Below are 19,848 nucleotides of genomic sequence, written 5' to 3'. Positions count from 1 at the left end.
AACCGATGAAATCAGAATATAAAGTTTTCAAAAATCTCTATCAGGATTCCGTTTCTCTGATGCAGATATCCGCTCAAATCAGCAAATTGCCAGGCATTCAACAGGCATCCGTGGTGATGGGAACGGCAACTAACCTCGAGCAACTGCACGACGCAGGACTTGGGGACAACATCAGCGCCGGGCCGAACGACCTGATTATCGCGGTGATGGGTGCTGAAGATGCTTGCGAGGAAGCGCTGGAACTGGCTCATCAACGCCTGAACAGTAAACCCGAAGATAGTAGCAACGACGGTGTGCGCACGCCGGATCTGGTGAGCATGGAGATGGCGCTGGAAAAAGAGCCTGCTGCAAATCTGGCACTGATTTCCGTGCCTGGCGATTACGCCGCTGGCGAAGCGATGAAAGCCCTGAATTTGGGTATGAACGTAATGATGTTCAGCGATAACGTCAGCGTCGTGCAGGAAAAAGCGATTAAAGTGCACGCCCGCGAACGTAACCTGATTGTCATGGGGCCAGACTGTGGCACAGCCGTTATTAACGGTATTCCGCTGGGTTTTGCCAACGTCGTTAATCGCGGAGCGATTGGTGTGGTCGGCGCATCCGGTACCGGCGTGCAGGAAGTTACCTGCCGTATCGACCAGCTTGGCGCGGGGATTTCTCAGGCACTCGGCACCGGCGGTCATGATTTAAGTGAAGAAATTGGCGGCATTTCCATGCTGTTCGGCCTGCAAGCGCTGGCAGAAGATGAAGCCACAAAAGTCATCGTTTTAATTTCTAAGCCCCCTTCAAAAGCGGTTGCCGAACGTATTCTCGAGCAGGCACAGGCGGCAGGCAAACCCGTGGTAGTGAACTTCCTCGGAGCAATTCCTGCAGAGATTACCCGCCCAAATGTCACCGCAGCGACAACCCTTGCCAGCGCCGCCGACCTTGCTGTCGCGCTGCTGAATAACACTCCGCTGATTCAGCACGCTTTACAGCCAGACGCGGCCCAAATAACCATGCTGCAAACTGCAGCACAGGCGCTACCTGCCAGCCGTCAGTTGATTCGTGGCGTCTTTGCGGGCGGCACTTTCTGTTATGAAGCACAGCTTTTGTGCCAACAACATGGCTTTACAGCCTCCTCTAACACGCCAGTTTATGGCAACCGCAAACTGACTGATATCTGGAAAAGTGACGGCCACACCCTGATCGACATGGGTGATGACGATTTCACCCGTGGCAAACCGCACCCGATGATCGACCCGACGCTGCGCAACCAGCGCCTGCTGGTTGAACTGAGCGATCCACAAACCGCCATCGTGCTGTTTGACCTGGTGCTGGGCTATGGCGCAGCCGAAGAACCTGCCGCTGAATTGCTGGAACTGCTCGCCAAAATCGACAAAGCCAACGCCCCGCTGTTGGTCGCTCACGTCTGCGGCACACAAGCAGACCCGCAACAGCGCAGCCGACAGATTGAATCCCTGCGCAACGCAGGAGTGATTGTCGCCGATTGCAACGCGCAGGCAGCCATTTGGGCGAGCATCGTGGCGCAGACTCAGGCTAAGAAAAACGGAGTAACCGCATGAATACCTTATTTAATCAGCCACTAAAAGTGGTGAATGCGGGGCTTGCGGGCTTCGCCAACAACATTCAAAAAGTCGGCGGCGATGCCATTGCGCTGAGCTGGCAGCCACCTGCGCTAGGTAATATCGAAGCGGGTTTAGATCTGGCGGATTTGCTGCGCCACCCGCTGGTTGAGCACGCAAACCAAGTCGCAATGGAGCATTACCTGAACGCACAGCCAGTATTGGTTGACGTGATGATGGCTGACGAAGCGATTCCGGCAATGGCAGAACGCAAACTTATCCTGCATTCCGGCCCGCCAATCAGCTGGGAAAATATGTGCGGCCCGGTAAAAGGGGCGATTGTGGGTGCCATTCTGTTTGAAGGTTGGGCCACCAGCCACGAAGAAGCCGAACTGCTGGCAAAAAGCGGAAAAGTTGACCTTGAACCTTGCCATCATTACAACGCCGTCGGCCCAATGGCGGGGATTATTAGCCCATCCATGCCGCTGTGGGTGATTGAAAACAAAACCAACGGCAAGCTGGCTTTCTGTAACTTCAATGAAGGTCTTGGCAAAGTGTTGCGCTTTGGCGCGAATAACGACGAAGTTCTACAACGTCTGCACTGGATGCGCAACGAACTGGCTCCGGCACTGAAAGTGGCCGTGCGCCACATCGGCGAACTGGAATTAAAACCGCTGATGGCACAAGCGCTGCACATGGGTGACGAAGTTCATAACCGTAATGCCGCTGCAACGGGCCTGCTGATCAAGCGCCTGGTCCCTGCGCTGTTGGCCAGCAACATGCCGCTGGAAACCCTGCAACGGGTTGTGGAATTTATCACTGGCAACGACCACTTCTTCCTTAACCTTTCTATGGCCGCCTGCAAAGCGATGATGGATGCCGCAGCCAATGTGCCTTTCAGCTCGATGGTGACCGTAATGGCGCGTAACGGCGTAAACTTCGGCATTCGCTTGTCCGGCACTGGTGACCAGTGGTATCAGGCTCCGGCAAACCCAGTCGAAGGCTTGTTCTTCCCGGGCTACGGTGTTGATGACGCAGCAGCGGATTTGGGCGACAGCGCTATTACCGAAACCGCAGGTGTTGGCGGCTTTGCGATGGCTTCTTCCCCGGCCATCGTGAAATTTGTCGGCGGCACACCAGCCGATGCCACTAACAACAGCCGCCGCATGCAGTTCATCACCCTTGGCTCAAACCCGGCATTCACCTTGCCTGCACTGAATTTCGCGCCAACGGCGGCGGGTATCGACGCACGTAAAGTGGCTGACCGCGGCATTCTGCCGGTTATCAATACCGGTATCGCCCATAAGCAAGCGGGGGTCGGTCAGATAGGTGCCGGGATCACCACCGCACCGATGTCCTGCTTTGTTGATGCCATTCAGGCACTAGCCAAGGTCGTTTCCCAGGGAGAGAACACATGAGCAAACCTTTAGCAATAGTCGCCGTAGGCGGCAATGCGCTGATCCAGGACGATCGCCACAACAGCATTCCAGACCAATACGAAGCGGTAATGGAAAGCGTTAAACACATCACCGATATGGTCGAAGCCGGATGGGATCTGGTGCTCACTCACGGTAACGGCCCGCAGGTTGGCTTTATTCTGCGCCGCTCTGAGCTGGCGAGCCCTGAAGTAGCTCCGGTGCCACTGGATTACGCCGTCGGCGACACCCAGGGCGCGATTGGCTACATGTTCCAGAAAGCACTGCACAACGAACTGGCTCGCCGCGGCATTTCTAAGCCTGTTGTGGCTCTCGTTACCCAAACACTGGTCAATCAAAACGACAGTGCTTTTGCTAACCCAAACAAACCGATCGGTGCGTTTATGGACGAGCAAACCGCTATTCAGCGCCAGCAGGAACTCGGCTGGACGATGATGGAAGATGCTGGCCGCGGCTGGCGTCGTACCGTGCCGTCACCGGCTCCCCTCGAAATTATTGAACGCGACACTATCGCGCAGTTGGTTAAACAGGGTTACATCGTCATCGCCTGCGGCGGCGGTGGTATTCCTGTGATTCGCGACGAGAAGCAGCAACTGAGCGGCGTTGAAGCGGTGATCGACAAGGATCTGGCTTCTGCCCTGCTAGCTCAGCAACTCGGTGCCGATCTGCTGCTCATCCCAACGGGCGTGGAGAAAGTGGCGATTAACTTCGGCACGCCGCAACAACAATGGCTGGACACGCTGACCATCGCGCAGGCACAGAAACTGCTCGACGAAGGTCAGTTTGGCGTTGGCAGCATGCAGCCAAAAGTTGAAGCGATTCTTGGTTTTGTGAAAGCAAGCGTCCAGGCGGGGAATGCCGCAAGCGGCCTTATCACTAGTCCACAAGCAATTAAGGCCGCACTGAATCACCAAAGCGGCACGTGGATCGCACCTTAATCAAATTTATCTGGGGAGGACATCCTCCCCATTAGCAATTTCTGGAGAATTATCATGACAGCAACCACTTTACTCGCCGTTAACGGCACCCTGATGCGCGGGCTGAAACTTAACCCCAATATGCAGAAAGCGGGAGGTACTTTTGTCCGTGAAGATCGCACCGACGCGCACTACCGCATCTGGAGTATTAACGATGACCATCCAGGCATGATCCGCGTGGAGCACGACGGTACCAGCGTTGAGCTCGAAATCTGGGAGCTGCCATTGGCGAGCTTCGCGGCATTGCTGGAAAGCGAACCTGCGGGGTTGTCTATCGGCAAAGTCAAACTGCAAGACGGCAGCATCGTGCTGGGTGTGTTAGCTGAAAACTGGCTGACTGAAGGCCAGCGCGAAATTACCGAACTCGGAAGCTGGCGTAAATACACCGGCCATTTCCATACTGCTTAACAGCGCAATTCAGAGGGAACAAGATATGCGTAAGACCCAAGAGAGTCTCAACACGGCATCAGGATTACGTATTGCCATGATTTTGCTGGGGATCGCCGTAACGCCGGTCCTGTTGTCATCTTCGAGCCTGGGAAATCAGCTTTCCAGCTCTGGTCTGATTAGCGTTGTGCTGCTGGGTGGGTTGATTTTGGCCATCTTGTCTGCCATCACTATCAGCGTCGGCGAAAAAGCCCGCCTACCCACTTACGGGATTGTGAAATATCCCTTTGGTGAAAAAGGCGCAATTGCGATCAACATCCTGATGGCGATCAGCCTGTTTGGCTGGATTGCCGTAACGGCCAATATGTTTGGCCATTCGGTACACGATTTGCTGGCGCAACATGGACTGGAGTTACCGGTACAGCTATTGGTGGCTACGGGCTGCGTGATTTTTGTCGCGTCTACCGCGTTTGGTTTTGCGGTATTGGGGAAAGTCGCGCAAATCGCCGTACCCGTCATCGCCGCCATGCTTTGCTATATCCTTTATATTGCGACTCATACTGCTGTTGCCGCTCCCGCTGCTGCAATCAGCATGAATACGGGTGTCGCAGTATCAACTGTGGTGGGTACTATTATTGTGTTGGTCGCCACATTGCCCGATTTCGGCAGCTTTGTGCATAACCGTAAACACGCGCTGATTGCGGCGGGAGCCACCTTCCTGATTGCTTATCCGCTGCTGTACTGGGCTGGTGCAACACCAAGTGCGATTAGCGGCCAGGGTTCTTTGCTTGGCGCAATGGCGGTGTTCGGTGCGGTTATGCCTGCGGCTCTGCTGCTGATTTTTGCCTGTGTAACGGGTAATGCCGGGAACATGTTCCAGGGCACGCTGGTAGTTTCAACGCTGTTGACTCGCTTCCCGAAATGGCAGATTACTGTGGCACTCGGCGTGTTGTCTGCGATTGTGGGCAGCATGGACATTATGGCGTGGTTCATTCCATTCCTGCTGTTCCTCGGTATTGCCACACCACCCGTTGCAGGGATTTATATCGCTGACTTCTTCCTTTATCGCCGCAACGGCTATGAAGAATCAGTGCTGTCCCGCGAGCCGCAAATCAAGGTGCTCACCTTTGTGGCGTGGATCCTCGGTGCTGCGGTCGGCTTTATGACAGTGAAAGGTTTGTTCACTCTGACGACCATTCCTTCGGTTGATTCCATTCTTGTGGCCTGCATCGCTTATACAGTACTAAGCAAGATAGGTAACCGCCGCTAATTCCTGGGTATAATTGGTGTAATCAAGTGGCCGGAACGAGGAACGATCTGGCCCTTCAACGCATTCAGGGATCCTGCCATGTTCATCTCCGACGAAACTATCCGTGTTGTCCATTTGGTTGCTAAATATCAGAGCATCACAACCGCTGCCGAACAGTTGAACAAAGTCCCTTCTGCGATTAGCTACACCATTAAAAAAGCCGAAGAGAGCATTGGCGCGGAGTTGTTTATCCGCAAAGGTCGTTATATCGAGCTGACCTCTGCCGGGGAATACTTCATCCAGCACAGCAAAAATATCCTTCACGACCTGGAAGCCCTAAAGCGTAATACCGTGCTGATTCAGGACGGTGTGGAACAAGAGTTGGTGGTAGCGGTGAATAACATTATCCCCACACCAGTGTTGGTGGACTTTATTTGGGATTTTGAGCGGCAGTTCCCATCGACTATGCTGAGAGTAAATCTCGAGGTATATAACGGTTGTTGGGATGCGCTTTACAGTAAACGAGCTGATTTAGTGATTGGTGCGCCACATGCTGTTCCCAGCAGCGAAGGGATTATCAGCGAACCGATTGGCCAACTGGAGTGGGATTTTGTTGTCGGCCCGCAACATCCATTAGCGGTCCAGGTGCAGCCATTGCAAAATGCCGAACTACGCCAGTATTCCGCGATTTGCATCCGCGATACCGCAGTGAATTTCATTCCCCAGCAAGCCTGGCTACTGGAAGGGCAAAAGCCGCTCTTTGTGCCCGATTTCCCTACGGCAATTTCGCTTATAGAGAAAAACGTCGGCATCGGCTATATCCCCCATCATCTGGCACAGCCGTTACTCAATAACGGGCAACTGGTGAAAAAGCCGATGCAGGAACATAAACACGCCACCAAACTATTTCTCGCTGCACGTTCAGACGGCATGGGGAAAGTGTGCCAATGGTGTATGGATTATTTGCAGCATCCGGTAGTTGCGGGGAGATTGAGTAGGGGGTGAGTGTGCTGAAAGTCGTTTTACAAGCACCGCTACCGGACCACATGATTAAGAGCCTTACCGTGCAATAACACAGCCCGATAATTACCGCTGTGCACTGACTACCGACTCAGAAACACTGCGCGAATATTGTGCATCGCTAAGCATTGTGTTGCTGAATCAACTGGAATCACCAGAGCAGCAAGAACACATCATCGGAATACTCTTCAAACTGGTGAATCTACTGGCCGAAGATTTAAAAGCGCCGCGTTTTGTGAACACGGCGAAAGGCCTGGTGATGACGAGTGGTGAGGCTGTATCAGTCGTCCACTAAGTAAACAGATTTATCCTGTGTAGCGAATCACTACACACCATGTTATTGTGCGTGTAGTGATTAGATACACACCCCATATTGGGAGAAGGCCATGAAACCCCAGGCAAAGGAAGCCCCGATTAATATTCGGGCAAAAGCAGAACAGCGTGATCTTATCGATCGCGCGGCACAGTTGGTTCATAAATCCCGAACAGATTTTATGCTGGAGGTTGCCTGCCGCGAAGCAGAGGATATCCTTCTTGACCAGCGCCTGTTTACACTCAACGATGAGCAATATCAGGAGTTTCTGGACGTCATTGACTCACCGGTTAGCGACAATCCAAAACTTGCCAGGCTGCTGAGTAGCAAATCAGTATGGGAATAACGCCGCCTGAACCACTCAATTCAGAACATATTCTGGCTGAGTTTTGTTGCGGAGAGAAAACGCTGGATGACTGGTTGAAACTAAAAGCATTAAAGAACCAGGCTTTCGGTGCTTCCCGAACGTTTGTTGTCTGCCAGGCTGGGACTAAACGCGTTATTGGATTCTATGCCCTGGCAGCCGGGGGGATCAGCCATAGCGATGCAACCAGTAGTATTCGTCGCAACATGCCAGACCCTATACCTGTCATTATCCTTGGCCGCCTGGCTGTTGATTATACTTTTCAAAAAAAGAAGATTGGCAGGGATTTAGTGAAGGATGCTTTTGCGCGCGCGATGGCCATTTCTGAAAGCCTTGGCGTCCGTGCACTCGTTGTGCGTGCGTTGACGGATAACGCAGCTAAGTTCTATGAGGACTTCGGTTTTACCGCATCGCACTCAATTCCAGACACGTTATTCCTGAAACTCTGATAGCAAAACGCCTTCTCCCGAAAGAGAGAAGGCGTTTATTTTTAAGCCTTACGCAAATTCTGCGCAGCCTTCACCATATTCGCCAGTGCCTGGCGAGTCTCCGGCCAGCCACGGGTTTTCAGGCCGCAGTCCGGGTTGACCCACAAGCGCTCTGCCGCAACGCTTTCCGCCGCTTTCTTCAGCAATGCTTCAATCCATTCCACGCTCGGTACGTTCGGTGAGTGGATGTCATACACGCCCGGTCCGATTTCATTCGGGTATTCGAACTCTTTAAATGACTCCAACAGGTCCATATCGGAACGCGAGGTTTCGATGGTGATCACGTCTGCATCCAGCGCGGCAATGGAGTCCATGATGTCGTTGAACTCGCAGTAACACATGTGCGTGTGGATCTGCGTGTCATCACGCACCACGGCAGCGTTCAGGCGGAAGGCTTCCACACCCCATTCCAGATACGCCTGCCAGTCGGAACGGCGCAGCGGTAAACCTTCGCGCAGAGCGGGTTCATCAATCTGGATGATCCCAATACCTGCCGCTTCCAGATCTGCCACTTCATCACGCAGTGCCAGGGCGATTTGTTTGGCGATGGTTTCACGGCTTACGTCTTCGCGTGGGAATGACCAGCAAAGAATCGTCACCGGGCCAGTCAGCATGCCTTTAACGGGTTTGTCGGTCAGGGATTGCGCGTATTTCGCCCATTCCACGGTGATCGCTTCCGGGCGGCTGATGTCACCAATCACAACTGGTGGTTTCACGCAGCGTGAACCGTAACTCTGCACCCAGCCGTTTTGGGTGAACACGAAGCCGTCGAGGTGCTCACCGAAGTATTCCACCATGTCGTTACGTTCGGCTTCGCCATGTACCAGTACATCCAGCCCTAAACGCTCCTGTTCAGCAACGGCCTGTTTGATATGTTCTGCGATACCGGTGCGATAGTTGTTGGCGTCAAGATTTCCCTTTTTGAAGTCGAGGCGCAGGCCACGGATTTCGGTTGTTTGCGGGAATGAACCGATGGTGGTGGTCGGCCACGCTGGCAGGTTAAAGCGCTGACGCTGAGCCTGCGCGCGAACGGTGTAGTTGTTCTGGCGTTGGCTGTCTTGAGCCGTAATGGTCGCAAGACGTTTTCCGACTGCCACATTATGTACGCGCTGTGAATGGCGGCGAGCCTGAATTGGCGCACTCCACTCAACCAGTTTTTCTGTGTTACCGCTGTTCAGCGCGTCGGTCAGCAAAGACAACTCGGCACATTTTTGCAGGGCGAAGGCAAACCAGCTCTTCACTTCAGCATCCAGACGCGTTTCAACGCTCAGGTCTATTGGGCTGTGCAGCAGAGAACAGGAAGAGGCGACCCACAATTCGCGTTTGCCGACGATAGCCTGCAATTGCTGGTATTTCTCAGTTAAATCAGCACGCCAGACGTTACGGCCATTAATCACACCGGCCGATAACAGCCAGTTGGCTGGCAGTTGCTGATGCAGCGCGTTGATATCGTCTTTACCATGGACGAAGTCGACGTGCAGACCCTGAACCGGCAGCGCCGTAATGGTGTTCAGGTTTGGCGTCACACCTTCAAAGTAAGTGGTCAGCAACAGTTTAACGTTACCAGCCAGCGCGTCGTAAGCCGGTTTGAACGCATCGAGCCATTCTTGCGGTAACTCCAGCACCATAGCCGGCTCTTCGATCTGCACCCACTCGATACCACGCTTTGCCAGTTCCACCAGCACCTGTTGGTAAACCGGCAGAATATCTTGTAGTAGGCTCAGGCGGTCAAACGGCTCGCCTTTCACTTTGCCAAGCCACAGGTAAGTGACCGGCCCAAGCAACACAGGTTTCACGTTGTGGCCCAGCGCCAGTGCTTCGTCGACCTCATCCAGCAGCTGTGTCCAGGTCAGTTTGAACTGCTGGCCCCGGGTAAACTCCGGCACCATATAGTGGTAGTTGGTGTTAAACCATTTGGTCATTTCTGCTGCGGCGGCTGGCTCACCCGTTGGTGCGCGGCCACGGCCCAGACGGAACAAGGTATCAATATCGACGCTGCCGTCCGCGTTCTGATGACGAGCCGGCACGTTGCCAAGCAGCAAGCTGGTGGTCAGAACGTGGTCGTACCAGGCGAAATCGCCCACCGGTAGCAATTCGACGCCAGCCTGTTGTTGCTGGTCCCAGTGACGGGCACGCAGTTCGCGGCCTACCGCCAGTAATTCTTCCTGAGTGGAGTTGCCCGCCCAGTAACTTTCTTGTGCTTTTTTCAGTTCGCGACGCAGGCCAACACGAGGGAAGCCGAGGGTGTGATTTTTTATCGTCATGTTCTTTCCTCAATATTCATTATTCGACGCATTTAGCCGTCCAGATGTTTACACATCTATAATCAACAGGTACTGTATATTCCTCAAGCGCAATTTGCTCATGCCGAAGTGAAGGACTTTCATGATCGAGATCAAACATCTGCGGACGCTCCAGGCGTTACGAAATTGCGGTTCTTTAGCCGCTGCTGCTGCCGCGTTGCATCAAACCCAATCGGCACTCTCCCATCAATTCAGCGATCTGGAGCAGCGCCTGGGTTTCCGCCTGTTTGTCCGTAAAAGTCAGCCACTACGGTTTACGCCGCAGGGCGAGGTGCTATTGCAACTGGCTGAACAAGTTTTGCCGCAGATAAGCCGTGCGCTTCAGGCTTGCAATGAACCGCACCAGACCCGGCTTCGCATCGCCATCGAATGCCATAGCTGCATTCAGTGGCTGACGCCCGCGCTGGAAAACTTCCACAAAACCTGGCCGCAGGTGGATCTGGATTTCAAATCTGGCGTGACGTTCGACCCGCAGCCTGCTCTGCAACAAAGCGAACTGGATATCGTATTAACGTCCGACATCCTGCCGCGCAGCGGTCTGCATTATTCGCCAATGTTTGATTATGAAGTGCGCCTGGTGCTGGCAACGGATCACCCGCTGGCAAGCAAAACGCGTATTGAGCCGGAAGATTTGAGCAGCGAAACGTTGTTGATTTACCCGGTGCAGCGCCAACGACTCGATATCTGGCGCCATTTCCTGCAACCCGCGGGCGTCAGCCCATCGCTGAAAAGTGTCGATAACACGCTGTTGCTGATTCAGATGGTGTCAGCCCGCATGGGGATTGCTGCGTTGCCACATTGGGTAGTGGAAAATGTTGAGCGCCAGGGTCTGGTCGTAACCAAAACCCTGGGCGAAGGACTGTGGAGCCGGTTGTACGCCGCAGTGCGCGATGGCGAGCAGCGTCAACCGGTGACGGAAGCCTTTATTCGCTCGACGCGTTCACACGCTTGCGAGCATCTGCCGTTTGTGAAGAACGCGGAGCGACCCAATGGCGATGTACCCATAGCGAAGCCATTATCACCGACCCACCAATAATAAAACTCGGCCAGTGAGGCTGTTCTTGCCAGATGGCAAGGTTAACCAGCAGCCCCGCCGGAACATGTACGTTGTTCATGATACCAAGCGTGCCCGCATCCACCTGCGTGGCGCCATAGTTCCACATAAAGTAGCCCAGCCCGGAAGCCACCACGCCAAGCCACACCAGAATGCCCCATTGCAGGTTGGTGGTTGGGAGTTTTTGCGGATTTCCCAGCGCAAACCAGGCCGTTACAGCCACGACTGCCGCGCCGAGGTAGAACCACGAAAATGCGCAACGTTGCGGCATCGGGCGTGTTTCCATCAGCCGTTTGTAACCCACCATACCGATGGCGAAGCAGATGTTTGCCACCTGGACCAGCAGCAGGCCAATCCAGAAGTGATCGCTCACTTTGTCGTAGCGAATAATCGCCGCGCCAATCACCGCAAGTCCGGCACTCAATGCGTAGCCCCAACGTAGCTTGTTGCCGCTGATCAAGTCATAAATCAGCGTAACGTAAAGCGGCGTCATTACCGTAAATAGCAGGAATTCTGAAACGGTGAGGTAGAGATACGCCTGGAAACTAAACAGGTACATCACGCCGAGTTGCAGTGCGCCCACCAGCATATACAGCAACAGAGTTTTCGCGCTGTAGCCTTTAAAGCGCAGGAATGGCAGGAACACTATCGCCGCCAGCCCGACGCGCATCAGCACTGAAAAGTAGCTGTCGACATGCCCGGCAAGGTATTCGCCAATCAGGCTAAAAGAGAAGGCCCACAGAATAGTGGTGATGATCAGTAACGGCACGATGAAGTCTCTACTACGGGAGATTAATGCTTCATTGTAGCGAAGGGAATGTGCAGAAGTTGAACTATTTGGTTGACGAGTGGTGATTAATCCACCACTCGTTTATTACGAATCAGTCTTTGCCGAGGAACATCTTGCGCAGGTAATGCGGAACCGCGTTATCACCGTTGGTGCCGATGACTTCAAGCTCTGGCAGCAAGTCTTTCAGGCGCTGGTGAGCGTTGCCCATGATGCAGCCTTTACCCGCCATGCTCAGCATTTCCGCGTCATTCATGCCGTCACCAAAGGAAATGCAGTCTTTCAGGCCGTAGCCCATCGCTTTGGATACCGCTTCCAGCGCGTGACCTTTCGACACGCCACCCGCCATCACTTCCAGGCAAGTCAGGGTCGAGAAACTCACATTCACGCGGTCGCCCCAGCGAGCGAGCAATGCTTGCTCAAGCGGCAGCAGTTTTTCATGTGAATCACAGGTGAAGAACACTTTGCTGACGCCATCGGCTTCCAGCAAGCCTGGTTCAAACAGGGTGTAATTGAACACCGCTTCTTTAAAATATTTCATCTCTTCCGGGCGGTGGCGGTTCATAAACCACTGGTCGCCACGGTAGACGTTGGTCACGATATCTTGATTAGTATGCACCACACCGAACAAGTCCTGCGCGATGTCGTGGTCGAGATCGTGGCTGAACACCAGGTTGCCGTCAGTATCATGCACACGCGCACCGTTAGAGGTGATCATGTAGGCTTTGATTTCTAGGTTATCGCGAATCTGCCCCACGTCGATATGGTGGCGGCCCGTTGCGAAGACGAAATGAACACCTTCAGCGGTGAGCAATTTCAGCGTTTCTTTAGCATACGAGGAGAGAGTGTGATCAGGGGACAGCAACGTGCCATCTAAGTCAGACGCAACGACATGGTACATAGGATTTGGAACCTCTGGTGTTGAATTCAGATTAATTATGCCTGTCAAAAAACGCGATGACGGCATTCAGCGCTTCGGTCCGCATATCGTCCTTTTCGAACAGGATCTCATGATACGCACCGTTTATGACGTAAGGTGTTTCCCCCTCACAAGGGTGGCCCGCCGCGGCGCGAATCTCACAGAATTGGTCATGCGCACGGTTATCTACGACACGCTCCTCTTCTGCCTGCAGGATAAAAATCGGCGTGGTGATAGCAGTGGCTCCTGCTAAAACCTGTTCTCCTGCGAGTATCCCTTCTCTTACCCAGTGATTCGTTGGTCCACCCAACCGCAATGCTGGCTCATCAGCATAAAAACGCAGGTTACGGCGGTAACGTTCACGGCTATGGGTCAGGACATTAACGCTAAATGGTAATGCACGCCAGCGGCCTGTTCCGATTGCATAACCCTCACGAATACGCTGATGGCCTTCCGCCCAATCAAGAATATGGCGCACCATCCAGTCAGGCCAGCGCAAGGCGATACCAAACATCGGCGCACACAGCGCAACTGCATCAAAGCATTGTGAGTTTTTCTCAAGCCACAGCGTAATTATCGCGCCGCCCATGGAATGCGCTAACGCGTAGCGTTTTCTCCAGGGGCCGTTGGCGACTTCGTGCTGATAAAAGCGGTCAAAGTCGTCGACATAGTCGCTAAATTTCGCCACATGGCCACGATGTGAGTCCGAAAGCATGCGTCCGGAACGCCCTTGCCCACGGTGGTCGATAATTAAAATATCGAACCCGCAATGGAAAAGGTCATATGCCAGTTCGGCATATTTGACGTAACTTTCGATACGGCCAGGGCAAACGACAATGACCCTGTCGTGATCCTGTGCGCGAAAGCGTACGTAGCGTACCGGCACTTCGTCGACGCCTGAAAATTCACACTCTTCGCGCTGCCGCCAGAAGTCCATCAGTGGACCCGTGGTGAAAGCCGCAAAGGCGTTTTCCCTGTTTGACCATCCATTTTTATGCTGAGTCATATCGCTTTTTTGTGATTCGTAGCACGCTCATCAACAATAGCGTATTGTGGCATAAAAGTGTTCGATCAGGGAATTTCACATGAGCGTTGAGTGGTGGTTTACCTATCTCGTAACCACATTAATTCTGAGTCTGTCACCCGGTTCCGGGGCAATTAATACCATGACCACCGCCATTAGCCACGGCTATCGGGGGGCTGCCGCGTCGATTGCCGGGCTGCAAACGGGGCTTGCGATTCATATTGTGCTGGTTGGGATTGGGCTTGGTGCGCTGTTCTCACACTCGTTGCTGGCTTTTGAAATTTTGAAATGGGCGGGTGCCGCTTATCTTGTCTGGCTTGGTATTCAGCAATGGCGTGCCGCGGGTGCGCTGGACTTGAATACTCTGGCGACTACCCAACCACGCAGCCGTCTGTTTAAGCGCGCGGTTTTTGTGAATCTCACAAACCCAAAAAGCATCGTCTTTCTCGCTGCACTTTTCCCGCAGTTTATCTCACCGCACCAGCCACAGGCGGTACAGTATTTAGTGCTCGGCGTGACCACGGTAGTAGTCGATATTATTGTGATGATTGGCTATGCGACGCTTGCGACACGTATTGCAGGCTGGATTAAAGGACCAAAGCAGATGAAAGCGTTGAACCGCGTATTTGGTTCGCTGTTTATGTTGGTTGGCGCACTCCTTGCGGGAGCGCGCCAGGCCTAATTTTCAGCGGAAGATTAGCGGGAGATGATCAGGTGGATGCCGAATCCGGCAAACAACGCACCGGCTGTTCCATCAATCCACTTCGCAAGGCGCTGATAACCGCGGCGCATTTTCGGCAGTGCGAACAAGCTAGCCACGACCGTAAACCACACGAAGGTTTCCAGCGCGATCATTACAAATAAACCCCAACGTTCGGCGCTTCCCACATCATTGCCCACGAACAGCGAGAACACGCTGCCGAAGTAAATAATGGCTTTAGGGTTCGACAAGTTAGTGAGCAGCCCTTTCAGGAAACTGCGTCCACCATGTGCCAGCTCTACCGCAGGTACTTCCTCGGAAGGCTTCTCTTTTTTCAGCGCACTACGCAGCATCTGGTAGCCCATCCAGCACAGATACAAACCACCGCCGACCATAATAATGCTGTGTAGCCACGCCATTTTTTCAAGGATCAGATTCAGGCCGAGCAGCGCCACACCTGACCAGACCATCACGCCACCAGTAATGCCCAGCACGCCCATCATAGCTTCTTTGCGGGAACGGCTAACGGCGGTCTGCGAAACGAAGAAGAAGTCGGGACCGGGAGTGACCAACGCAACGATGTGTAATACCGCTACGGTCAAAAAAAGCGTCAACATAGGAATAGCTCGCTGGATAATTAATTGGACAATAACTATACCCTAAATACTTCGAGTTGCAGGTAGGCGGCCAGGGAACTTATCCCCAGGAGCTTACATAAGTAAGTGACTGGGGTAAGTGAGTGCAGCCAACACCCCTGCAGCTTGAAGAATGAAGGGTATTGGCTACTACTCATCTTCGCCGTCGACATGACTGCGGATAAGTGCCATAAACTCACGCCCAAAGCGTTCAAGTTTACGCGTACCTACACCGTTAACTCCTAGCATTTCACCAGGCGTAATCGGCATTTGTTCGGCCATTTCGATAAGCGTGGCGTCGTTAAACACCACATACGGCGGGATATTCTCCTCGTCGGCAATGGCTTTACGCAGCTTGCGCAGTTTGGCGAACAGCTTACGATCGTAGTTTCCGCCAAACACTTTCGGGCTGGATTTCGATTTGATTGCTACGATTCGCGGCACCGCCAGCATTAGCGGTTCTTCGCCGCGTAAATATGGACGTGCCGCAGAGGTGAGTTGCAGCGCGGAGTGCTGCGCGATGTTTTGCGTCACTACGCCGAGGTGGATCAACTGGCGAATCACGCTCACCCAGTGTTCGTGCGTCTGGTCGCGACCAATGCCGTAGACCGGAAGTTTGTCATGCTGAAACTCGCGGATGCGCTGGTTATTGGCACCGCGCAGGACTTCCACGACATAACCCATACCAAAGCGCTGATTGACGCGATAAATACAGGACAGTGCTTTTTGCGCATCCACCAGCCCGTCGTAACGGCGCGGTGGATCGAGGCAAACATCGCAGTTGCCACAAGATTGCTGGCGACCTTCACCAAAGTAATTCAGCAACACCAAACGGCGGCAGGTTTGCGCTTCGGCAAACGCGCCCATTGCATTGAGTTTGTGGCGCTCAATATCCTGTAATTGCCCGACTGGTTTTTCCTCGAGGCATTTACGCAACCACGCCATATCAGCCGGATCGTAAAATAGCATCGCTTCCGCAGGCAGGCCGTCACGCCCGGCACGGCCCGTTTCCTGGTAATAGGATTCGATATTGCGTGGGATGTCGAAGTGCGCGACAAAACGGACGTTGGGTTTATTGATGCCCATACCGAAGGCGACGGTCGCAACGACGATTTGCAGGTCATCACGTTGGAATTTTTCCTGCACTTCCGCACGCACATGGTGTTCAAGCCCGGCATGATAAGCCCCGGCGCTGATACCTTTGCTTTGCAAACGCGCAGCTGTGTCTTCCACTTTAGCGCGGCTGCCACAGTAAATAATGCCGGATTTCCCGCGCTGTTCTTGCACGTAGCGCATCAGCTGATCGAGAGGTTTAAACTTCTCCATCAGCATGTAGCGAATGTTCGGGCGGTCGAAGCTACTGATTTGAATTAGCGGGTCGTGCAGACCTAACAGGCGAACAATGTCCGCGCGCGTTGTGTCATCAGCCGTAGCAGTCAAAGCAATGAATGGCACAGAAGGCAGGCGCTGGCGCAATTGGCCAAGCGCTGCATATTCAGGGCGGAAATCGTGTCCCCACTGCGAAATACAGTGCGCCTCATCAACCGCAACCATCGACAAGTGCCACTGGCTGATTTGGTCGATGAAGTTATCCATCATCAACCGTTCAGGCGCGATGTATAACAGGCGAATCTGCCCGGAACGGCAGCCCGCCATCACTTCTTGTTGCTGTTCGCGATTTTGAGTGGAGTTAAGACACGCTGCCGCAACACCGTTTGCCAGCAACTGATCAACCTGGTCTTTCATCAGGGAAATCAGCGGCGAAACCACGACAGTCAGCCCGCCAAATACCAGCGCCGGAATCTGATAGCACAGAGATTTGCCACCGCCGGTCGGCATGACAACCAGGCAATCGCGCCCTTCCAGCACCGTTTCGATGATGGCTTCCTGACCCGGGCGGAACTGTTGATAGCCGAAGGTATCTTGCAAAACCTGTCTGGCCAGTACTGCCTGATTAATTACTTCCGCCTGTGTCACGCTTTCCACACCACTAAAACCGCCAAATTTTTAGAACAGATCGTTAAGCATAACGCCGACACCGAAGCGTGTCTGGTTAAAGTTGTAATCAATTAATGACTCGCCGTAACCGCTGTAAAGCTGGGTATAAAGGCGCACGTGCTTAGTGACCGGATAACTAAAGCCTAATTCTGCACCGCCGTAACCCGTATTCCAGTTGTACTGCCCTTTCATACTCAGAATCGCATCGCCAAACTGGTAGCCCACGCGTAATTGGTAGTAGCCCAGGTATTTGGTGATATCCGGATTATCGTCGGTGCTGCCAATCACATACCACGGCTTCACTTCAACCATCCAGTTACCGTGCTCAGCCATCAGACGCGTGTATAAACGGTTCCAGCTACGGGACGTTGGGTCTGAACGGCCGTTGGAGTCGTGGTTATAACCAAACTCGACATCGCGTAATGTCCAACCGGCAAAAGATTCATCGGTCGCAAAACCGAGGAAAAGCTGCGGTTCATAGTTGGTTTCACGGAAAGGAGAAGACTCTCCACTGTTGGACAACTGCCACCAGGATTTTTGGGTATATGAGCCACCTAACACTGAGTTAGGCCCCAGAATACCGCGCCAGATAGGGAACGCGAGGCTAAGCTGGAATTTTACTTCGTCTTTCCGGGCATTATCAGACCAGTTATAACTGCGAATCGCCTCTTTATTCAGATCATCAGTCACCGTATAGATCAGATAGTTAGTTTCATACGGGTAAAGTGTGAATGGATTGTCATGTTCCAGAAGCATATTCGCAATGATGCTGCCACGCACAGCCGGTTTATCATGCACTTGCTTTATGGTCGCTTCAGCTGCGTTAGCCATAGAAGGAAGCAGGCATGCCGCCATCAGCCATCCTAGATACTTGCGCATCAATGGTGTTCTCCTGAAAGAAAAGGTTTCAAATTATTATCAGGGACACATTCTACATAGTTCTTAATCTGGACGCTCGGTCTACAGTTCTTAAAGTGGCAATCAACGATTTCGAAGCATAAAATACACAATTAATTAACATTGTGATTTTATTTTGGTCGAGGAACGATCCATGTCTACCCCATTTTTGACCCCGGAAGCCGCTTTACAACTGGTCGGTGAAATTTTTGTCTATCACATGCCATTTAACCGGGCTCTGGGCCTGGAGCTTATCCGTTACGAGAAAGATTACGCCGAGCTTTGTTTTAATAACCAGCCGATGATGGTAGGAAATTGGGCGCAAAGTATTTTGCACGGCGGGGTGATTGCGTCATCGCTGGATGTCGCGGCAGGCCTGGTGTGCGTGGGCAGCACATTGACTCGCCATGACAGTATTAGCGAGGAAGAACTGCGCCAGCGACTGTCGAAAATGGGCACCATCGACCTGCGTGTCGATTACCTGCGTCCGGGGCGCGGGCAACGTTTCACCGCCAGCAGCACCCTTCTACGTGCAGGCCGCAAAGTGGCCGTGGCACGCGTGGAATTACACAACGAAGATCAATTGCATATCGCCAGTGCGACCGCTACCTACATGGTGGGGTGATGTAATTATTGCTGATACAATTAGGACACTATTGATCAACGAGTTCTTTTCATGGATGCGAAACAAACCCGTCAGGGCGTATTACTAGCACTGGCGGCGTACTTTATGTGGGGCATCGCGCCTGCTTACTTCAAATTAATCCACTATGTTCCGGCTGATGAAATCCTGACGCACCGCGTGATTTGGTCATTCTTCTTTATGGTGGTGTTAATTAGCCTTAGTCGCCAGTGGCCTCAGGTAAAGAGATCCTGTCAGAACCGCAAAAAGGTATTCGCCATGGCACTCTCTGCGGTGCTCATCGGCGGTAACTGGCTGCTCTTCATCTGGGCGGTGAATAACAACCACATGCTCGAGGCAAGCCTGGGTTATTTTATCAACCCGCTGGTTAACGTGCTATTGGGGATGATTTTCCTCGGTGAGCGCTTCCGCAGAATGCAGTGGGTCGCCGTTGGCCTTGCCGCTTGTGGTGTTCTGGTTCAGCTTTGGACATTCGGCTCGCTGCCAATCATCGCTCTGGGCCTTGCATTTAGCTTCGCGTTTTACGGGCTGGTGCGTAAGAAAATTGCCGTGGATGCGCAAACCGGCATGCTGGTTGAAACGCTGTGGCTGCTGCCAATTGCCGCGATTTACCTGTTTGGCATCGCGGACAGTTCAACCAGCCATATGGGGCAAAACTCGATATCGCTGAATTTACTGCTGATTGCGGCGGGCGTGGTCACCACGATTCCATTGCTGTGCTTCACCGCAGCGGCGACGCGTTTGCGCCTCTCGACGCTGGGCTTCTTCCAATACATCGGCCCGACGTTAATGTTCCTGTTGGCGGTGACGTTCTACGGTGAAGTGGTTGGTAAAGATAAGTTGCTGACCTTTGGGTTTATCTGGGCAGCGCTGGCATTATTTATTCTGGATGCGGTTTATACGCAGCGAAACTCACGGATAGCGGCGCGCGCGGTCGCGCAGAAGTAAAAAAGGGAGCCAATCGGCTAATGCCGGTCACTTAAGGTGACCGGCATTGTTTTTTAAGGGATATTTCGACCTTTTTTCTCTCACTTCCCTTGCATATTCACGCTCACGCCTCGAGGGGAGTTTTAGCATCGCTGCGTTGCT

Annotated in this window: 20 protein-coding genes; 13 read left to right on the top strand and 7 right to left on the bottom strand. The window is 53.1% G+C overall.

The window, feature by feature from the left end; translation table 11 throughout:
• Positions 1 to 5: 5 nt before the first annotated feature.
• From fdrA to LVQ79_RS21525, 9 genes are all read left to right on the top strand, one after another.
• A complete protein-coding gene (gene fdrA / locus LVQ79_RS21565) occupies positions 6 to 1,565 on the top strand; it encodes an acyl-CoA synthetase FdrA (protein WP_232866801.1) in 1,560 nt (519 codons plus the stop codon).
• Positions 1,562 to 2,983 carry a YlbE family protein gene (locus LVQ79_RS21560; protein ID WP_232866798.1) on the top strand — a complete coding sequence of 474 codons (1,422 nt, stop codon included), beginning with the start codon at positions 1,562 to 1,564 and terminating at the stop codon, positions 2,981 to 2,983. The genes fdrA and LVQ79_RS21560 overlap by 4 nt, the downstream gene beginning before the upstream one ends.
• Positions 2,980 to 3,939 (top strand): carbamate kinase, encoded by a 960-nt coding sequence (locus tag LVQ79_RS21555; protein ID WP_232866795.1) that lies wholly within the window; start codon positions 2,980 to 2,982, stop codon positions 3,937 to 3,939. Before LVQ79_RS21560 ends, LVQ79_RS21555 begins: the two co-directional genes overlap by 4 nt.
• A gap of 54 nt (positions 3,940 to 3,993) precedes the next feature.
• Positions 3,994 to 4,386: an allophanate hydrolase-related protein gene (locus LVQ79_RS21550; protein WP_232866793.1), complete on the top strand. Its 393-nt coding sequence runs from the start codon at positions 3,994 to 3,996 to the stop codon at positions 4,384 to 4,386.
• Between the two features lie 25 nt (positions 4,387 to 4,411).
• Complete coding sequence (locus LVQ79_RS21545; protein ID WP_232866791.1) at positions 4,412 to 5,635, top strand: cytosine permease; 1,224 nt, start codon at positions 4,412 to 4,414, stop codon at positions 5,633 to 5,635.
• 78 nt (positions 5,636 to 5,713) lie between these two features.
• Positions 5,714 to 6,619, top strand: coding sequence for a LysR substrate-binding domain-containing protein (locus tag LVQ79_RS21540; RefSeq protein WP_232866788.1), 906 nt, complete (start codon positions 5,714 to 5,716; stop codon positions 6,617 to 6,619).
• Positions 6,620 to 6,767: 148 nt separating this feature from the next.
• Complete coding sequence (locus LVQ79_RS21535; protein WP_232866787.1) at positions 6,768 to 6,929, top strand: hypothetical protein; 162 nt, start codon at positions 6,768 to 6,770, stop codon at positions 6,927 to 6,929.
• 91 nt (positions 6,930 to 7,020) lie between these two features.
• Entirely contained in the window at positions 7,021 to 7,293 is a 273-nt protein-coding gene (locus LVQ79_RS21530) for a type II toxin-antitoxin system TacA family antitoxin (protein ID WP_154155068.1), read from the top strand.
• Positions 7,284 to 7,760: a GNAT family N-acetyltransferase gene (locus LVQ79_RS21525; protein WP_232866784.1), complete on the top strand. Its 477-nt coding sequence runs from the start codon at positions 7,284 to 7,286 to the stop codon at positions 7,758 to 7,760. The genes LVQ79_RS21530 and LVQ79_RS21525 overlap by 10 nt, the downstream gene beginning before the upstream one ends.
• A gap of 41 nt (positions 7,761 to 7,801) precedes the next feature.
• Here LVQ79_RS21525 and metE read toward each other — a convergent pair whose 3' ends face one another.
• A complete protein-coding gene (gene metE, locus LVQ79_RS21520) occupies positions 7,802 to 10,063 on the bottom strand; it encodes a 5-methyltetrahydropteroyltriglutamate--homocysteine S-methyltransferase (protein ID WP_232866781.1) in 2,262 nt (753 codons plus the stop codon).
• Between the two features lie 121 nt (positions 10,064 to 10,184).
• On the opposite strand from metE, the gene metR reads away from it, so the two are divergent.
• Positions 10,185 to 11,138, top strand: a complete 954-nt coding sequence (gene metR, locus LVQ79_RS21515) for an HTH-type transcriptional regulator MetR (protein WP_232866779.1) — start codon at positions 10,185 to 10,187, stop codon at positions 11,136 to 11,138.
• Here the strand turns inward: metR and LVQ79_RS21510 are convergent.
• The 3 genes from LVQ79_RS21510 to pldB form a co-directional block, all read right to left on the bottom strand.
• Positions 11,026 to 11,925, bottom strand: a complete 900-nt coding sequence (locus LVQ79_RS21510) for a carboxylate/amino acid/amine transporter (RefSeq protein ID WP_232866776.1) — start codon at positions 11,923 to 11,925, stop codon at positions 11,026 to 11,028. The two genes, metR and LVQ79_RS21510, sit on opposite strands and share 113 nt — an antisense overlap.
• Before the next feature lie 112 nt (positions 11,926 to 12,037).
• A complete protein-coding gene (gene yigL, locus LVQ79_RS21505) occupies positions 12,038 to 12,844 on the bottom strand; it encodes a sugar/pyridoxal phosphate phosphatase YigL (RefSeq protein WP_151995935.1) in 807 nt (268 codons plus the stop codon).
• Between the two features lie 31 nt (positions 12,845 to 12,875).
• Positions 12,876 to 13,868, bottom strand: coding sequence for a lysophospholipase L2 (gene pldB / locus LVQ79_RS21500; protein ID WP_064561634.1), 993 nt, complete (start codon positions 13,866 to 13,868; stop codon positions 12,876 to 12,878).
• A gap of 79 nt (positions 13,869 to 13,947) precedes the next feature.
• On the opposite strand from pldB, the gene rhtB reads away from it, so the two are divergent.
• On the top strand, positions 13,948 to 14,568 hold the full coding sequence (gene rhtB / locus LVQ79_RS21495) for a homoserine/homoserine lactone efflux protein (RefSeq protein WP_232866773.1): 621 nt from the start codon (positions 13,948 to 13,950) through the stop codon (positions 14,566 to 14,568).
• A gap of 14 nt (positions 14,569 to 14,582) precedes the next feature.
• Here rhtB and rhtC read toward each other — a convergent pair whose 3' ends face one another.
• The 3 genes from rhtC to pldA all read right to left on the bottom strand — a co-directional run bounded on the left by rhtC (position 14,583) and on the right by pldA (position 18,098).
• Entirely contained in the window at positions 14,583 to 15,203 is a 621-nt protein-coding gene (gene rhtC, locus LVQ79_RS21490; protein WP_232866769.1) for a threonine export protein RhtC, read from the bottom strand.
• A gap of 168 nt (positions 15,204 to 15,371) precedes the next feature.
• Positions 15,372 to 17,198 (bottom strand): ATP-dependent DNA helicase RecQ, encoded by a 1,827-nt coding sequence (gene recQ, locus LVQ79_RS21485; RefSeq protein ID WP_232866766.1) that lies wholly within the window; start codon positions 17,196 to 17,198, stop codon positions 15,372 to 15,374.
• 30 nt (positions 17,199 to 17,228) lie between these two features.
• Positions 17,229 to 18,098: a phospholipase A gene (gene pldA, locus LVQ79_RS21480; protein ID WP_255669194.1), complete on the bottom strand. Its 870-nt coding sequence runs from the start codon at positions 18,096 to 18,098 to the stop codon at positions 17,229 to 17,231.
• A 172-nt stretch (positions 18,099 to 18,270) separates the two neighbouring features.
• Between pldA and LVQ79_RS21475 the strand changes: the two genes are divergently transcribed.
• Both LVQ79_RS21475 and rarD read left to right on the top strand, forming a co-directional pair.
• On the top strand, positions 18,271 to 18,741 hold the full coding sequence (locus LVQ79_RS21475; protein WP_064515204.1) for a thioesterase family protein: 471 nt from the start codon (positions 18,271 to 18,273) through the stop codon (positions 18,739 to 18,741).
• A gap of 51 nt (positions 18,742 to 18,792) precedes the next feature.
• Positions 18,793 to 19,707 carry an EamA family transporter RarD gene (gene rarD / locus LVQ79_RS21470; protein ID WP_232866765.1) on the top strand — a complete coding sequence of 305 codons (915 nt, stop codon included), beginning with the start codon at positions 18,793 to 18,795 and terminating at the stop codon, positions 19,705 to 19,707.
• Positions 19,708 to 19,848 lie beyond the last annotated feature (141 nt).

It is taken from the genome of Buttiauxella cochleicola, assembly GCF_021282405.1.
Classification (GTDB): domain Bacteria; phylum Pseudomonadota; class Gammaproteobacteria; order Enterobacterales; family Enterobacteriaceae; genus Buttiauxella; species Buttiauxella massiliensis.
Note: the sequence above shows the minus strand (reverse complement) of the source record. Positions and strands in the feature narration are given on the sequence as shown.

Coding starts and splice junctions, on each gene's coding strand:
- fdrA (WP_232866801.1), top strand. CDS start 6: ATGAAATCAGAATATAAAGTTTTCAAAAATCTCTATCAGGATTCCGTT.
- LVQ79_RS21560 (WP_232866798.1), top strand. CDS start 1,562: ATGAATACCTTATTTAATCAGCCACTAAAAGTGGTGAATGCGGGGCTT.
- LVQ79_RS21555 (WP_232866795.1), top strand. CDS start 2,980: ATGAGCAAACCTTTAGCAATAGTCGCCGTAGGCGGCAATGCGCTGATC.
- LVQ79_RS21550 (WP_232866793.1), top strand. CDS start 3,994: ATGACAGCAACCACTTTACTCGCCGTTAACGGCACCCTGATGCGCGGG.
- LVQ79_RS21545 (WP_232866791.1), top strand. CDS start 4,412: ATGCGTAAGACCCAAGAGAGTCTCAACACGGCATCAGGATTACGTATT.
- LVQ79_RS21540 (WP_232866788.1), top strand. CDS start 5,714: ATGTTCATCTCCGACGAAACTATCCGTGTTGTCCATTTGGTTGCTAAA.
- LVQ79_RS21530 (WP_154155068.1), top strand. CDS start 7,021: ATGAAACCCCAGGCAAAGGAAGCCCCGATTAATATTCGGGCAAAAGCA.
- LVQ79_RS21525 (WP_232866784.1), top strand. CDS start 7,284: ATGGGAATAACGCCGCCTGAACCACTCAATTCAGAACATATTCTGGCT.
- metE (WP_232866781.1), bottom strand. CDS start 10,063: ATGACGATAAAAAATCACACCCTCGGCTTCCCTCGTGTTGGCCTGCGT.
- metR (WP_232866779.1), top strand. CDS start 10,185: ATGATCGAGATCAAACATCTGCGGACGCTCCAGGCGTTACGAAATTGC.
- yigL (WP_151995935.1), bottom strand. CDS start 12,844: ATGTACCATGTCGTTGCGTCTGACTTAGATGGCACGTTGCTGTCCCCT.
- pldB (WP_064561634.1), bottom strand. CDS start 13,868: ATGACTCAGCATAAAAATGGATGGTCAAACAGGGAAAACGCCTTTGCG.
- rhtB (WP_232866773.1), top strand. CDS start 13,948: ATGAGCGTTGAGTGGTGGTTTACCTATCTCGTAACCACATTAATTCTG.
- rhtC (WP_232866769.1), bottom strand. CDS start 15,203: ATGTTGACGCTTTTTTTGACCGTAGCGGTATTACACATCGTTGCGTTG.
- pldA (WP_255669194.1), bottom strand. CDS start 18,098: ATGCGCAAGTATCTAGGATGGCTGATGGCGGCATGCCTGCTTCCTTCT.
- LVQ79_RS21475 (WP_064515204.1), top strand. CDS start 18,271: ATGTCTACCCCATTTTTGACCCCGGAAGCCGCTTTACAACTGGTCGGT.
- rarD (WP_232866765.1), top strand. CDS start 18,793: ATGGATGCGAAACAAACCCGTCAGGGCGTATTACTAGCACTGGCGGCG.